The following is a 15,328-nucleotide window of genomic DNA, read 5'->3' on the forward strand; positions in this document are numbered from 1 at the left end:
TTTATGTTAATACTATTGCATAGCACAAGGAGCTTATTATGAAAAAACTAAACATATTTGCTATCCCTTGGTTGCTCCTAGGGATGTCTGCTATGACCCATGCCGAATCATTGATGCGTACATTTAGCTATTGCGATGCTTCTTTTTTTAAAAAAATAAATGAATACCCTGTACTTGAAGATATTTCAAAAACACTAAAACATACAAACATTAATGATAGCCCTTCACTTTCAGTTGACCTTCATTTTTCGCCAACAGGTTTTGTCACCTTTAACCGTTTTTTTGTTAGCCACAGTGACTTCGATAAGTATGATAATTTTACTTATATGGGGATGCGTGGGCAGTATTATTTTTGGGGGTTTGAAACAACACAAAGTCTTGATGAAGTCATCCGCTATACATCCTCAAAAATTAGCATTCTAAAAATAGGTAATAGCTATATTTATGCACCAATGATTAGACACAGTTTAGACGAAAAATGGGTATTTAATGAATATGCAGCTCAAAACTATGGGTTAAAACCTTATTCCGCGGAAAAAATGATGATTATCGAGAAAGATGAAAAACGCGGTGTCGTCCGCTTTTTATGTACACTACAAGGTAATGTTACAGAAGATGATTTAAAATTTGTTGGTTTAGATAAACCTGCTCAGCCATAATAGTCATAAAATGACAAGCCGTAGCCTTTTCTTATAAAAAGTACAAAAAAAAAGCCAGCACCCAAGCTGGCTATCAAATAAAACACTGGAAGCAATGTGAGCAATGTCATGCCTTGTCACTATAGGTATACACCCAAGTGACAAAGCGAATGATAATAGTTATCAGTGTCATTTGTAAAGCTTTTTAATGCGATTTTTTCTCATTCAGACATACTTCAATGATAAACATCATAATTTTATTATTATCAGTTTTATCTAGATTGCTTTTCGTTCAGCGTTAACGTCAAATTTTTGCTTATACCCTGTTTGCTCTTTTTTACGCTACAATAGGTCAATTCAGGTTAACGATATCAGTGTTATGCGCCGACTAACTCTTTGCTTTTTATTTCTCATTCTTACATCTGCCAATGCGCTCAGTAACCAAGAGCGGTTTACAGATATTGTCGCTAATGAAGTCCCTGCAGATATTCGCCAGAAAGGTTTCATTTACTGTGTGAATGGGATTGTGACAACTTTTAACCCTCAACTCGTCAGTAGTGGGTTAATCGTTGATCCGCTAGGCGCACAAATTTATGACCGCTTACTGGATGTCGACCCATTTACATATCGTCTCATTCCAGAACTCGCTGAACGCTGGGAAGTGTTTGATAATGGCGCGACCTATCGTCTTTACCTAAGAAAAGATGTTAAGTTCCAAGAAACACCTTGGTTTACCCCTTCACGCAATATGAACGCAGATGATGTGGTTTTTAGCTTTGCTCGGATGTTTGAAGTTAACCATCCTTATCATTATATTAATGGTGGTCGTTATCCTTACTTTGATAGCCTGCAATTTGCCAGCAGTGTACAAAGCATTCGCAAAATTAATAATTACACCGTGGAATTTCGCCTAAATTCCCCTGATGCATCATTCTTATGGCATTTAGCGACTCACTACGCCCCTATTCTCTCGGCTCAGTATGCTGACTCGCTATCAAGTGTTAATCGCCAAGAATTGATTGATTGGCGCCCCATTGGTACAGGGCCATTTAAGCTAGATGACTACCAAGCCGGCCAATTTGTTCGCTTGCTAAGAAATGATCATTACTGGAAAGGCCAGCCACGTATGGAAGAAGTCGTGATCGATATGGGCGCTGGAGGCACAGGACGTATTTCAAAGCTGCTCACAGGGGAGTGTGATGTGTTAGCTTACCCTGCTGCGAGTCAACTAAAAGTCCTACGAGATGACCCTCGCCTGCGCATCTCCATGCGTTCAGGGATGAATATTGCCTATTTGGCGTTTAATACAAGCAAGCCGCCGCTGGATCAACTCAAAGTTCGTCAAGCGATTGCTTACGCCATTAATAATGAGCGACTGATGCAATCGATTTATTATGGCACCGCAGAAACAGCAGCATCAATCTTACCACGTGCATCTTGGGCTTATGATAACCAAGCTAAAATTACAGATTACAACCCTGAACTTTCCAAGCAAATGCTACAAGATATGGGGTTAGAAAATCTGAAATTAGATTTGTGGGTGCCTATTGCCTCACAATCGTATAATCCAAGCCCATTAAAAATGGCAGAGCTTATTCAAGCAGACTTAGCCCAAGTTGGCATCACCATGAATATCCGCTCAGTAGAAGGCCGCTTCCAAGAGAATCAGCTAATGGATAGAACTCACGATATGACATTAGCAGGTTGGACAACAGACAGTAACGACCCTGATAGTTTTTTCCGCCCGTTACTCAGTTGTGCAGCAATTGGTTCACAAACTAACTTAAGTCATTGGTGTAACCCCATATTTGATGAAGTTCTGCATAAAGCACTACTGACCCAACAATTAGCCTCACGGATTGATTACTACCATCAAGCTCAGCAAATTTTAGGTGAGGACTTACCTATTTTACCATTAGCCTATTCATTACGATTACAAGCTTATCGTTATGATATGAAAGGACTCGTGATCAGTGCCTTTGGTAATACTTCATTTGCAGGGGTATATCGTGAAATGGAACAAAAACCGAAAGTGGCACCGAAAAAACAAGGGGGGCAACCATGATTATTTACTCATTGCGCCGCTTTTTGTTATTACTGGTTACCGTCTTCTTTTTGTCATTGGTCAGTTTTAGCCTGAGCTACTTTACCCCTAATGCCCCGCTCAGCGGTGCCTCACTCTTAGATGCCTATATTTTCTACTTTGACGGTTTATTGCATTTTGATTTTGGTGTGTCCAGTATTAATGGTGAACCTATTACCGAACAACTTAAAGACACATTTCCTGCCACAATGGAGTTGTGCATTTTGGCATTTATTTTTGCTTTAACAACAGGTATCCCCCTTGGCATTATTGCTGCATTTTGGCGTAACAAACCCGCAGATATTGCCATTAGTGTGTTTGCCTTACTGGGTTTTTCCGTTCCTGTATTTGTTTTAGCTCTGGTACTGACTTTATTTTTCTCATTACATCTTGGCTGGCTTCCAGTTTCAGGCCGTATTGACCTATTATATAACCTAAAACCAGTCACTGGTTTTGCACTAATTGATGCATGGCTCTCTGAATCACCTTATCGTAAAGACATGATAATCAATGTGTTAGAACATATGATTTTACCTGTACTCACCCTCGCCTTAGCGCCAACGACTGAAGTCATTCGCTTAGTGAGAAACAGCACTGAAGAAATTGCAAGTGAAAACTATATCAAAGCTGCGGCTATCCGCGGGCTTTCTCGCCTTAAAATAATTCGCCGTCATATTTTTCATAATGCTATTCCCCCCATAATACCAAAGCTGGGTCTGCAATTTTCCACTATGCTTACACTCACCATGGTTACTGAATTAGTGTTTAACTGGCCAGGGCTTGGACGTTGGCTTGTCACTGCTATCCGACAAGAAGACTACTCCGCAATCTCTGCAGGTGTTATGTTAATTGGCACACTCGTCATTACTGTCAACGTGTTATCCGATATTTTAGGCGCAATGATGGACCCGTTAAAACATAAGGATTGGTATGTCCTCAGATAATTTTTATCGTGAACAGAAAATGCCATCCCCTGCGCGGGTGGTATGGAATTTATTTTCATCAGACATCGTTTCGATGGTTGGCTTTTTTGGTGTGCTATTTTTGCTTATTTTGTGTTTTATCGGTCCTTATCTCGCACCTTACGCCTTAGATCAACAATTTTTAGGGTATCAATTAACGCCACCATCGTGGTCACATTACGGTGAAGTTGCTTTCTTCTTCGGCACAGATGATCTTGGCCGTGATATTTTAAGCCGCTTATTAATCGGGACTAAATCGACTTTTGGCTCTGCAATCCTTGTCACTTTTATTGCCACTGTTATCGGTTTAGTTCTAGGCTGCCTTGCAGGAATGACGAAAGGGTTAAAATCTGCCGTATTTAATCATATCCTCGACACTCTCTTATCTATCCCATCCTTACTGTTAGCGATTATTGTTGTCGCATTTATGGGAGCAAGTCTTGAAAATGCCATGTTGGCCATCTGCCTTGCATTGATACCGCGAATGGTAAGAACAATTTACGTTGCGGTGCATGATGAGTTAGACAAAGAATATATCGTTGCTGCCCGCCTTGATGGCGCATCTAACATTTTTATTTTGTGGTATACCGTATTACCGAACATTACCCCTATCTTAGTCACGGAATTAACCCGAGCGCTATCTATCGCTATTCTTGATATTGCCGCTTTAGGTTTTTTAGATTTAGGCGCACAGTTACCCTCTTCGGAATGGGGAGCTATGCTAGGTGATACCTTAGAATTGATTTATGTTGCCCCTTGGACAGTAATTTTACCTGGGGTCGCTATCATGATAAGTGTTTTATTTGTAAACTTACTAGGTGACGGATTACACCGAGCCATCAATGCGGGGGTTGAATAATGCCGCTCTTAGACATCCGCAATTTAACGATTGAGTTTATGACTGCCAACGGCCCTGTCAAAGCCGTTGACCGTGTCTCTATGACACTTTCTGAAGGTGAAATTCGCGGTTTAGTCGGTGAGTCTGGCTCAGGGAAAAGCTTGATTGCCAAAGCCATTTGTGGCGTAACAAAAGATAACATCCGCGTTACTGCCGACCGCTTTCGCTTCCAAGATATTGACTTATTAAAGCTTAGCCCCCGCAAGCGCCGTAAGTTAATTGGCCACAATATTTCGATGATATTCCAAGAACCACAATCGTGCTTAGACCCTGCAGCTGACATAGGTAAACAGCTCATTCAATCCATTCCTGGTTGGACTTATAAAGGCCGCTGGTGGCAACGTTTTAACTGGAGAAAACGTCGTGCAATTGAGCTTTTGCATCGGGTTGGTATTAAAGATCATAAAGATATCATGCACAGCTATCCTTATGAGCTAACAGATGGTGAGTGCCAAAAAGTCATGATAGCGATTGCTATCGCTAACCAACCTCGCTTGTTAATTGCAGATGAACCCACAAATGCCATGGAATCCACTACACAGGCACAGATTTTCCGCCTGCTAGATAAGCTGAATCAAAATAATAACATGGGGATTTTGCTAATCAGTCATGATATGGAAATGATGTCAAAATTAGTAGACCGCATTAATGTTTTATATTGTGGACAAACCGTGGAAAGTGCGACACCTGAAGATATCTTACAGCGACCACGCCACCCTTATACCCAAGCTTTGATTCGATCTATTCCTGATTTTGAAAGCCCAATCCCCCATAAAGGCCGTTTAAATACCTTGCCTGGCGCAATTCCATCATTAGAACATTTACCTATTGGCTGCCGGCTTGGGCCACGTTGTCCTTATGCACAGCGCACCTGTATTGAAGCCCCACAGCTACGTAATATCAAAAACCATTTAGTGGCTTGCCATTACCCACTCAATACTGAGGAGCAACCCTAATGGAAACGTTATTGGAAGTCCGTAATCTAACGAAAACCTTTCGGTTTCGTGAAGGTTTGTTCCACCGCCACGAACTGCAAGCCGTTAAGCCGATTAGCTTTAATTTACAAGCAGGCCAGACCCTGGCAATTATTGGAGCTAATGGTTCAGGAAAATCAACATTAGCCCGGATGCTCTCTGGGGTTGTAGAACCCACCAGCGGAGATATTATGATCCGCGGACAGCGTCTAAATTTTGGTGATTATAGTTACCGTAGTCAACGTATCCGTATGATCTTCCAAGACCCTAGTACCTCGCTGAACCCCCGACAACGTATCGGCCAAACATTGGAGTTACCGTTAAAACTAAATACAGATTTAACAGGTATAGAGCGTGAAAGGCGAATTATCCAAACGTTGCGCCAAGTCGGATTGTTAGCAGATCACGCAGAATATTACCCACATATGCTAGCGTCAGGGCAAAAACAACGTATCGCCCTTGCTCGCGCGCTTATTTTACAACCCGAAATTATCGTGGCGGATGAAGCACTGGCCTCACTTGATATGTCAATGCGCTCGCAAATTATTAACTTAATGTTAGACTTACAAGCCAAACATGACATCGCTTATATCTATGTAACTCAACACCTTGGGATGATGAAACATATTAGTGATAAAATGCTTGTGATGGATAAAGGCGAGGTTGTGGAGCGTGGCAATACAGCAGAAGTACTTGCCGCTCCACTTCACGATGTGACCCGCCGTTTAATTGAGAGCCACTTTGGCGAACCTCTGTCAATTGATGCGTGGCGGCAAGACCTGTAACTTCTAGCTACTTTCTATAAAATTGTACAACACTAAATGATAGTCTATGGATTAAAGAGGAAAGGGAAAAGGAATGAGCATTCAAATAGATATGGTACGTATCAGTAATTTTCGTGGCATTTCAAACCTTTAAAATACTCAAAAAGCAACTGCATATGCATTACAAGGCATATCCGAAATACACGCATTAGATGATGAAAACATAGAAGCATTATCTGTTATCAATACAATTACAAATTTGACTGCAAGTCGTTTCGATAAGAATATTGAAGGAGAAATCACCCTAAATAAAATGGTTATAATTGCAAGAAATCGTTTTATTTTTCGCCAGTTACCCTAAACAGCGAATGATGCCTTGGGGAGATCAAAAACATCAACAAAAATCCCGCTTTCTCATTGAAATTGAATCTTAGCTACTTGGTTAAGGAATATCATTATCTCCTTAACCAACATACTTATGACAAAGTAACCTTAACGAGCCACTGTGACGTTCGCCTTAATATGTTTAAGGTGAACGACAATCGTAAAGGTGACAATCACCAATAAAGACCACGCTCCCCATTTGCCCGCATGCACCATTGACCATGCACCAATTTGGTTGGGATACTGCCAAACACCGAAAAAAGTCCCAAAATTTTCGGCTAGCCAAATAAAAAAACCGATTAACATAAAGGCAAGTAATAAAGGCATTTTGCGCTCTTTATCAAGTGGAGTATAAAAAACCACACTCCGTGCATACAAACCAAAAATAAAGGCGGTTAAATACCAACGATAATCGTCAATATAATGATGACTAAAAAAATTAATATAAATCGCCAGTGCGACACACGTTGCCATCCAATAGGGTGGGTAATGTTCAATTCTAACTTTAAAAAAACGCCATGATTGAATAATGTAACTCCCCACAGCAGCATACATAAACCCCGTAAATAAAGGAACCCCCCAAAGTTTAGTCAATGCTGCATCGGGATATTGCCATGACGCTATGGTTGCGGACGTTTTAAATAACTCCATCATAAATCCGACCAAATGAAACACACAAATCGCCTTTAGTTCATCCCATGTTTCTAATTTTGACCACACTAATATGGCCTGAAATACGACAGCAAAAATCAGCAAGGCATCATAACGGGGTAATCCTAAAATACCTTTTGCGGGCACTAAAAATAGTGCTAAAAAGAAAAAACCAGCGAATAAACAAGAACGTGCATTGATAAGGCCAAAAAACCAAAATTCTAAAATAAAACGTTTAATGCCACGACTATTACTTGGCGTATGTGCCATGAGTTTTTGGTCTAATTTACCTAAAAATTTGAGCTTATGACTCATACTCCCCATTTATTCACTCACTTATTATTTAAATTTATTATTAATTTTTATGCGCCAATAAGTGAAGAATTTTATCAAATTAGTTTTTAATTCGATAAGGTAACTATCTTAAATCTCTTTGATTTTTTCATTTTCAGTATGAATATCCAAATCTACGCGACAAGGCATTATTCACATTCCTTTTTATTTAAATTCACCTTTTATGGCATAACTCGCACCCGATGGCAATTTGCTAACAGAAAGTAGTGATATACTTAACAAGAGAGATTTTTATTTGCTAATTATTACCCATTTCAAAACTTAGGAGTCCTATGATGAAATTGTATTACGCTCCCGGTGCTTGTTCTCTTTCTCCACATATTATTTTGCGTGAAACTGGATTAGATTTCTCGATTGAACGTGTAAACATCAAAGAGAAAAAAACAGAGAAAGGTGAAGATTTCTTAGCAATAAACCCGAAAGGCCAAGTTCCTACTCTAGTGTTAGATAATGGGGATCAACTTACTGAAGGTGCTGTTATTGTTCAGTATCTTGCAGACCAAAAACCAGATAGAAATCTGATTGCTCTTGCTGGCTCAATGAAACGCTACCATCAAATGGAAGCGTTAAATTTCATCTCAACAGAACTTCATAAAAACTTCTCGCCTTTATTTACCCCTGGAACACCTGAGGATTATAAAGAAACAGCTCGCAAAGTATTATTGAATAAATTCAAATATGCTGACTCCGTATTAGCAAAGCAGGCGTTCTTTGCTGGCGACAATTTTAGCGTAGCAGATGCCTATTTATTTACAGTTAGTGGATGGGCAAAACACGTTGGCTTAGATTTATCAAGCTTAACGCATTTACAAGATTACATTACTAAAGTTGCAAAACGCCCGAATGTCCAAGAGGCACTAAAAGCAGAAGGTTTAATCTAAGATTTCAATCATAGCGCCCTAAAACTAGGGCGCTATTTTATTTCTAGTCAAAAACAGATAAATCAGTCTACCTGAGTGGCACAAAACTTGTGTTCTGGATTAACCATTTTATCTTGAGCTGCCACCAGTTGCAGTTCGTACTCACCCATTTCTTTTGTTTTAATCATTACTTCATAAACTGCAGCTGCAACATGTTCTAGTCCTTTATTAAGGGGTTCACCTTTTAATAAATTCACTAGCATCAAGCCACTCGTCAAATCGCCCACCCCTACAGGTTGCTTCTCGCCGAAATCAACTAATGGACGACTAACATGCCAGCTATGCTCCGCAGTAACCAAAATCATTTCAAAACGATCAGCCCTATAGGCTGCACGGCTCAAATGTTTCACAAGAATAATTTTGGGACCTTTATGACAAAGTTCTCTTGCTGCGCCAATGGCCTCTTCTACCGTCTTGATTGTTCTACCTGCGAGTGTTTCTAATTCAAGTAAGTTTGGTGCAATAACATCACTTGCCGCCAATGCTCTTTCACATAAGAATTCAGCAACGCCAGGAGCAACAATACAGCCTTTCTCAGGATGCCCCATTACTGGATCACAAAAATACAGGGCTTGTGGATTGGAAGCTTTCACTTTTTTCACGATCGCAAGTATATCGTCACCTTGTTCCGCGGAACCGATATAACCACTTAATACGGCATCACAGATTTCAAGTTTATGAATTTTAGCAAGCCCTTCAACAATGTCTGTTAAATGCTGAGCAGGAAATACGGTTCCCGTCCATTGAGGGTATTGCGTGTGATTAGAAAATTGTACGGTATTGAGTGGCCACACATCTACGCCCATACGGCACATAGGGAATGCAGCAGCACTGTTTCCTGCATGGCCGAAAACAACATGGGATTGAATTGATAATACGCTTTTCATTAAGAACCCAGAGAATTGTTATATCGAATGAAGAGAAATCAGTGATTAGCCATTGCTAATATGAATATACCCCAAATAATTCAAATTGCATGTCGTCGAAAAGAGAAGATAACCTGATGAACATATATAAGCATGTCATCAAGCTAGCTAAGTTCAGTTAACACCCATGCAACTTGAAATATGACGAGTATAGCCTGGAAAACTCCCCAGGCTGATATTACAAAGGTTAGTCAGAGCTATTTCCAATTAATTAAGCAGTCGTTTTTCTTACCACGACGGATCAAGGTATAACGGCCAAACAAACGGTCTGCGTCTGTAAAGACATACATTGGCTCAGTCTGTTTTTGACCATTGATAGAAACCGCATTAGAGCTAATTGCTGTTCTTGCTTGCCCACGTGATGGCGTTAATTCTGAGTCAACTAATGCTTGTTGCAGGTCAGCACCCTCTTCTAAAGTGATGCATGGCATACCATCTTGTGCTAGTTGTTCAAGATCTGCTTCTGTTAAATCAGAAACCGCACCAGAGAACAAGCTTTCAGTAATGCGTTTAGCAGCCGCTAAACCCGCTTCGCCGTGAACTAATTTAGTCACCTGCTCCGCTAAAACGTATTGCGCACGTGGTGCTTTACCACTGTTTTTATCTTCTTCTTCCAGCGCGTTAATTTCATCGAGTTCCATGAAGGTGAAGAACTTGAGGAAGCGATAGACGTCTGCATCCGCAGTATTAATCCAGAACTGGTAGAATTTGTATTGGCTGGTTTTTTTCGGATCTAACCAAACTGCACCACCCTCAGTTTTACCGAATTTAGTCCCATCAGCTTTAGTGATCAGCGGAACGGTCATGCCAAACACTTGGTTTTGATGAAGACGGCGAGTTAAATCGATACCAGAGGTAATGTTACCCCATTGGTCGGAACCACCAATTTGCAGTTCTACACCCATTTCATGGTTCATATTTGCAAAGTCATAACCTTGTAATAGGTTATACGCAAATTCAGTAAAAGAGATACCAACATCATCACGGTTAAGACGTTGCTTAACGGATTCACGGTTAATCATTTGATTAACCGAAAAATGCTTACCAATATCACGTAAGAAAGTCAGTACATCCATTTTGCCAAACCAATCATAGTTGTTAGCAAGACGCGCACTGTTATCACCACAATCAAAGCTTAAAAATGGTGAAACTTGGTTACGGATTTTTTCTACCCACTCTTGAACGGTTTCTGCGGTATTTAATTTACGTTCAGTAGCTTTAAAGCTCGGATCACCAATAAGGCCCGTTGCGCCACCTACCAACGCCACAGGCTTGTGCCCGGCTAGTTGGAATCGTTTTAAACACAGCAAAGGAACCAGATGTCCCAAATGCAAGCTGTCAGCGGTAGGATCGAAACCACAATAGAGAGAGATAGGGCCCTGCGCCAGTCTCTCTGCTAACGCATCCTCATCCGTTACCTGGGCAACGAGGCCCCGCTCTTGCAATTGTTTAATCAGGTTATTGCTAGACATCAATGACTCCATCTGTTGTATTTTGTCTATCTACTTTAGTTTGAATGGCCAACGCGTTTTTGATGGATCTCACAAACGCGCCAGTATAATTTGTCAATTTTCTTAAACGAGTCTATAGCATAAAGCGCATATCAATTAAGTGCCAGCTAAAAAACATGATCCTAAGGGGCTAATCTATCAATTTTCCAGCCTTCCCCTTCCCTTTGGTATAAAAAACGGTCATGTAGGCGGTGAGCACCACCTTGCCAAAATTCGACACTATCAAATACCACACGAAAGCCCCCCCAAAAACTCGGCAAAGGCACTTCTCCATTTTTAAACTTTTGTTTTAATTCTAAAAATTTACCTTCTAAAATTCCTCTTGCTGAAATTTTAGAAGATTGTTCAGATGCCCAGGCTGCAATTTGGCTATCTTTAGGCCGGCTGTGGAAATATTTAACCACCTCAATCGGATTTAAACGTTCAGCAACGCCCGTAAAGTTCACTTGACGTTCAAGTGGATACCATGGGAAGTGCAAACTTATTTTATTATTTTTTTCAAGGTGTTGTGCCTTACGACTTCCCATATTGGTGTAAAATACTAAGCCCTTATCATCAAAATGCTTTAACAGTACTATCCGTTGATAGGGTTGCCCAGTTTCATCCACTGTCGCCACTGACATCGCAGTCGGGTCACTTAGTCGCGCCTCACACGCCTGTTTCATCCATAATTCAAAAAGGGTTAATGGGTTAGCAGTTAAGTCACTGCGTCGTAGACCGCCTTTTGTGTACTCACGACGAATAGAGGCGAGATCGACTTCACTTATCTCATTCATTTGATATCCTTTAATTCGATTATTTCTAGTCACTATTTTTAGGGTACACTGCACCTAAAACGGTTTCCCTTGTCGCGCCTGTCACTGAAGCAAGATTACCTGATAACCCAGCGACAGTACGTGCTGCTAACCAAGCAAACGCCAAAGCTTCCATATCATCACCACTAAGACCAAACTTATCACTTGCCGCTACTTCAATACCAGGTAACAGAGCTGATAAACGCTGCATCAAAAAGGCGTTTTTAGCGCCTCCACCACACACAATTAGCCGCTCACTTCCACCACATAATAAAACTTGTTCAGCAATAGAAGCTGCGGTGAGCTCACACAGTGTGGTTTGTACGTCCTGGGCAGATATTGAAGGGAACGCGACTAAATGTTGTTCTAGCCATTGCATATTAAAATATTCACGCCCTGTACTTTTTGGCGATGACCGTTTGAAGTAAGGATCATTCATCATGTTTTTAAGTAACAAATTATCAATATGACCCTGACTAGCCCATTCACCATCATTATCAAACGATTTTTGCTTAATACGCCAAGTCCAAGTATCCATTAACATATTACCTGGCCCTGTGTCATAGCCTTTTACATAAGCGCCTGGTAATAACGCTGTGATATTCGCTATCCCACCAATATTTAAAACAATACGTTTTTCAGTTGGATGGCCTAAAACGGCTAAGTGGAAAGCAGGCACTAAGGGAGCACCTTGACCGCCATAAGCCATATCCCGACGCCTAAAATCACCAACAGTCGTGATCCCTGTTAACGCTGCAACACGATTATTATCACCAAGTTGCATAGTAAATGGCTGTTCTCCGTCAGGTTCATGCCAAACTGTCTGCCCATGGCACCCAATTGCAATAATATCTGCCGAAGTTAACCCTGTTTTTACCAATAATTGATTAATCGCGTCTGCATAAAGTGAACCTAATTCGCGGTCTATCTTACCAATTTCAGATAGTGTTGTTTCTTGGCCTTGGCAGATGTTTAAAATTCTTTTTTTCAAGTCAATTGGAAATGTGACACTCAAACTGGACTGTTCTGCAACAAATTTATCGCTAATTGCGGCGAGAACAACATCAACTCCATCGAGACTAGTTCCTGACATAACCCCTATGTAACGACCTGACTTAATCATCATTCTTGTTCCTTCAGAGTGTACATTCGCTTTCAATTTCAGTTATTAAAGATTGTGCTTTGAAGGAGAATTTTGTCAACAATTCGATGTAATTTCTCGTGCTGCTTCGCAGGAATAATAAATATTTATTTTTAGAGCAGAAATTGCTTTACAACCTAAATAAAAATGGCGTTTTTTAATATATGGATTTAAAATTCTAAACATAATGTTTTGCAATAAAATAATCTGCTAAACATGAAAGTGTTTCAATTTTAAACAGGCACTATTCGGATGCGTTTTAGCTATCAATGCGAAAGACATTCATAAAATGACTGTTCGTGAGGTATGTTTAACAAAGCGTGCCTTACTCAATGAAATAATGTTGAATTTGAGATATTTTACCTAGTGTTTACACTCTATTTAAATCAGAATCAGTATTCTAACCATCGCTTTAAATACCATTATTTTGATAGTTGTTGTGTTGATGGTGAAAACAAATATACGATGCTATGTTAGTGCCACAAACAGCAAATCTCATAGGAGTTATTATGCTTAAGAAAGTTTTTGTAGGTGTTGTTGCAGTTGCAGCGTTATCAGGCTGTGTCAATACCAGTACACTTTCTGGTGATACTATTTCGGCCAATGACGCAAAACAGGTTCAAACTGTGACCTATGGTACTGTTTTGAACGCTCGCCCTGTGACTATTCAAGCTGGTGAAGATGGTAATGTCATCGGTGCAATTGGTGGTGCAGTTCTAGGTGGCTTATTAGGTAATACCATTGGTGGTGGTACAGGAAATACTCTTGCAACTGCAGCGGGTGCTATTGCTGGTGGTCTAGCTGGGCAACAAGCGCAAGGCGCCTTAAATAGAAGCCAAGGTGTTCAACTAGAGATCCGTTTAGACAGCGGTAAAAATATTGTTGTTGTACAAAAACAAGATCCTAGTACATTTCGTAATGGCCAACGTGTCATGATTGCAAATAGCGGAAATACAGTTACAGTATCCCCTCGCTAATTTTGTCATATTAATGATTAAAGCATGTTCACCGACGACAATGTCGGTGAACATCACTTATCATCTGCCATTCAATAACATTCAACTATCTATCACATATAGTATTATCTTCATTGATTAACTAATGATGCGCACGTTAATCTTTAGATTATTTGTGTATAAACTAAAAAGACTGACTTATTTTTCCTGCGCAACATTGATGCATGTTGATATTACCATAAACGTATTTTTCTATTCTAAGTACTAAATTCCATATTAAACTAGTTAATGACACATTTTTTAACCAATATGATTAAACCCCTTTCCTATTCACAATAGTTATAGCACATTAAAATTGATCCATTGAAATAATATCACTCATGACTTTAATGATTAAAGCAAAAGTATATAGGTTATATATATATGCTGTTCAAACTATTTAAAGCTACGCTTGGCTAATAAACATAATAAACCAAATAATTACAAATCCATTTATTATTCATGATATAATATAAATATCATGAATCACTCTGTAAGCGAATAATATTCCTTTCAAGCTTTAATAAAAGTTGAGACAATAGGTCAAGCTCCTCTTGGTTAATGTTACTTAATATTTCAATTCGCGTATTGTTAATCACTTGATCAACTGTTTTAATAAATGGCTCTGATTCCTCAGTTAGTTTGATTCTTTTTGCACGTCTATCATTTGCACAAGTATGCCTTGAAATGAGTTTTTTTTCCTCTAATTGGTCTAATGTTCTGACGAGCGACGGCTGCTCAATTCCTATGGCTTTCGCCAGTTGGATCTGTGATTGTTCAGGTGGTAGCTGGCTAATATTATGTAGTGTAACCCAATGAGTTTGCGTTAGTTTTAGTGGTTTTAATCGATGGTCAATTAATGCTCTCCACATGCGAACTACACGTGATAGCTCTGTCCCTATTTGTGATTCCAATTTACCCTCCTTTTATATAATTATAATGTCTAAAAAATATACCAGACTCATATTATTTTTTAAATTATATATTAATTTCCTTTTATGTTTACAACTTTTTATTGACGTAAAAGCTAACAAATACCTATTTGTAGTGATATCTCCATCAGCTTAAAGTGATATGTATCAGGTTAATACATATCTATTTTAAATTGGAAAGTCTACTCAGGAAAATACCATAATCTATAAACTTTCTTACTAATAAGAATAGCTGGAGTCTTCTTTTGGATCTATCTATTTTAGTCTTTATGGTAATTACCAGAAACAATAGAAAATACAACTTAATATAACTCATTAAAAAACAAAACAATATAGTTAATCTTAAAAATATTCGATATGAAATTCATTTTAATTCAAGCATATTAAATTTTAATAAATAA

Annotated in this window: 14 protein-coding genes; 8 read left to right on the forward strand and 6 right to left on the reverse strand. The window is 39.4% G+C overall.

Annotated features, from left to right (window positions below; translation table 11 throughout):
* The first annotated feature begins 38 nt into the window (after positions 1–38).
* The 6 genes from PR808_RS01955 to sapF all read left to right on the forward strand — a co-directional run bounded on the left by PR808_RS01955 (position 39) and on the right by sapF (position 6,340).
* Entirely contained in the window at positions 39–659 is a 621-nt protein-coding gene (locus tag PR808_RS01955; RefSeq protein WP_206084062.1) for a hypothetical protein, read from the forward strand.
* Positions 660–1,017: 358 nt separating this feature from the next.
* A complete protein-coding gene (gene sapA, locus PR808_RS01960; protein WP_272538595.1) occupies positions 1,018–2,703 on the forward strand; it encodes an ABC transporter substrate-binding protein SapA in 1,686 nt (561 codons plus the stop codon).
* Positions 2,700–3,665 carry a putrescine export ABC transporter permease SapB gene (sapB, locus tag PR808_RS01965; protein ID WP_272538596.1) on the forward strand — a complete coding sequence of 322 codons (966 nt, stop codon included), beginning with the start codon at positions 2,700–2,702 and terminating at the stop codon, positions 3,663–3,665. Before sapA ends, sapB begins: the two co-directional genes overlap by 4 nt.
* Complete coding sequence (gene sapC, locus PR808_RS01970) at positions 3,652–4,542, forward strand: putrescine export ABC transporter permease SapC (RefSeq protein ID WP_206084059.1); 891 nt, start codon at positions 3,652–3,654, stop codon at positions 4,540–4,542. Before sapB ends, sapC begins: the two co-directional genes overlap by 14 nt.
* Positions 4,542–5,537: a putrescine export ABC transporter ATP-binding protein SapD gene (sapD, locus tag PR808_RS01975; RefSeq protein ID WP_206084058.1), complete on the forward strand. Its 996-nt coding sequence runs from the start codon at positions 4,542–4,544 to the stop codon at positions 5,535–5,537. Before sapC ends, sapD begins: the two co-directional genes overlap by 1 nt.
* Complete coding sequence (gene sapF / locus PR808_RS01980) at positions 5,537–6,340, forward strand: putrescine export ABC transporter ATP-binding protein SapF (protein ID WP_206084057.1); 804 nt, start codon at positions 5,537–5,539, stop codon at positions 6,338–6,340. The genes sapD and sapF overlap by 1 nt, the downstream gene beginning before the upstream one ends.
* Positions 6,341–6,811: 471 nt before the next feature.
* Here the strand turns inward: sapF and PR808_RS01985 are convergent, their stop codons facing one another.
* On the reverse strand, positions 6,812–7,678 hold the full coding sequence (locus PR808_RS01985; RefSeq protein ID WP_206084056.1) for a DUF817 domain-containing protein: 867 nt from the start codon (positions 7,676–7,678) through the stop codon (positions 6,812–6,814).
* A 305-nt stretch (positions 7,679–7,983) separates the two neighbouring features.
* Between PR808_RS01985 and gstA the strand changes: the two genes are divergently transcribed.
* On the forward strand, positions 7,984–8,589 hold the full coding sequence (gstA, locus tag PR808_RS01990) for a glutathione transferase GstA (protein WP_206084055.1): 606 nt from the start codon (positions 7,984–7,986) through the stop codon (positions 8,587–8,589).
* A 62-nt stretch (positions 8,590–8,651) separates the two neighbouring features.
* On the opposite strand, the gene pdxY is transcribed toward gstA, so the two are convergent.
* The 4 genes from pdxY to anmK form a co-directional block, all read right to left on the reverse strand.
* Positions 8,652–9,515 (reverse strand): pyridoxal kinase PdxY, encoded by an 864-nt coding sequence (gene pdxY, locus PR808_RS01995; protein WP_272538597.1) that lies wholly within the window; start codon positions 9,513–9,515, stop codon positions 8,652–8,654.
* 236 nt (positions 9,516–9,751) lie between these two features.
* Positions 9,752–11,026, reverse strand: coding sequence for a tyrosine--tRNA ligase (tyrS, locus tag PR808_RS02000; RefSeq protein ID WP_206084053.1), 1,275 nt, complete (start codon positions 11,024–11,026; stop codon positions 9,752–9,754).
* 161 nt (positions 11,027–11,187) lie between these two features.
* Positions 11,188–11,841, reverse strand: a complete 654-nt coding sequence (gene pdxH / locus PR808_RS02005; RefSeq protein WP_225818251.1) for a pyridoxamine 5'-phosphate oxidase — start codon at positions 11,839–11,841, stop codon at positions 11,188–11,190.
* Positions 11,842–11,866: 25 nt separating this feature from the next.
* Positions 11,867–12,982 (reverse strand): anhydro-N-acetylmuramic acid kinase, encoded by a 1,116-nt coding sequence (anmK, locus tag PR808_RS02010; RefSeq protein WP_206084404.1) that lies wholly within the window; start codon positions 12,980–12,982, stop codon positions 11,867–11,869.
* A 527-nt stretch (positions 12,983–13,509) separates the two neighbouring features.
* Between anmK and PR808_RS02015 the strand changes: the two genes are divergently transcribed.
* Entirely contained in the window at positions 13,510–13,977 is a 468-nt protein-coding gene (locus PR808_RS02015) for a glycine zipper 2TM domain-containing protein (protein WP_206084051.1), read from the forward strand.
* Positions 13,978–14,474: 497 nt separating this feature from the next.
* On the opposite strand, the gene slyA is transcribed toward PR808_RS02015, so the two are convergent.
* Positions 14,475–14,909, reverse strand: coding sequence for a transcriptional regulator SlyA (gene slyA, locus PR808_RS02020; RefSeq protein WP_206084050.1), 435 nt, complete (start codon positions 14,907–14,909; stop codon positions 14,475–14,477).
* Between the last annotated feature and the right edge of the window lie 419 nt (positions 14,910–15,328).

This window comes from Providencia sp. PROV197 (assembly GCF_028479625.1).
GTDB classification, from domain to species: domain Bacteria; phylum Pseudomonadota; class Gammaproteobacteria; order Enterobacterales; family Enterobacteriaceae; genus Providencia; species Providencia vermicola.

Excerpts from the sequence above, each read along its gene's own strand:
- PR808_RS01955 (WP_206084062.1), top strand. The coding sequence starts at position 39 with ATGAAAAAACTAAACATATTTGCTATCCCTTGGTTGCTCCTAGGGATG.
- sapA (WP_272538595.1), top strand. The coding sequence starts at position 1,018 with ATGCGCCGACTAACTCTTTGCTTTTTATTTCTCATTCTTACATCTGCC.
- sapB (WP_272538596.1), top strand. The coding sequence starts at position 2,700 with ATGATTATTTACTCATTGCGCCGCTTTTTGTTATTACTGGTTACCGTC.
- sapC (WP_206084059.1), top strand. The coding sequence starts at position 3,652 with ATGTCCTCAGATAATTTTTATCGTGAACAGAAAATGCCATCCCCTGCG.
- sapD (WP_206084058.1), top strand. The coding sequence starts at position 4,542 with ATGCCGCTCTTAGACATCCGCAATTTAACGATTGAGTTTATGACTGCC.
- sapF (WP_206084057.1), top strand. The coding sequence starts at position 5,537 with ATGGAAACGTTATTGGAAGTCCGTAATCTAACGAAAACCTTTCGGTTT.
- PR808_RS01985 (WP_206084056.1), bottom strand. The coding sequence starts at position 7,678 with ATGGGGAGTATGAGTCATAAGCTCAAATTTTTAGGTAAATTAGACCAA.
- gstA (WP_206084055.1), top strand. The coding sequence starts at position 7,984 with ATGAAATTGTATTACGCTCCCGGTGCTTGTTCTCTTTCTCCACATATT.
- pdxY (WP_272538597.1), bottom strand. The coding sequence starts at position 9,515 with ATGAAAAGCGTATTATCAATTCAATCCCATGTTGTTTTCGGCCATGCA.
- tyrS (WP_206084053.1), bottom strand. The coding sequence starts at position 11,026 with ATGTCTAGCAATAACCTGATTAAACAATTGCAAGAGCGGGGCCTCGTT.
- pdxH (WP_225818251.1), bottom strand. The coding sequence starts at position 11,841 with ATGAATGAGATAAGTGAAGTCGATCTCGCCTCTATTCGTCGTGAGTAC.
- anmK (WP_206084404.1), bottom strand. The coding sequence starts at position 12,982 with ATGATTAAGTCAGGTCGTTACATAGGGGTTATGTCAGGAACTAGTCTC.
- PR808_RS02015 (WP_206084051.1), top strand. The coding sequence starts at position 13,510 with ATGCTTAAGAAAGTTTTTGTAGGTGTTGTTGCAGTTGCAGCGTTATCA.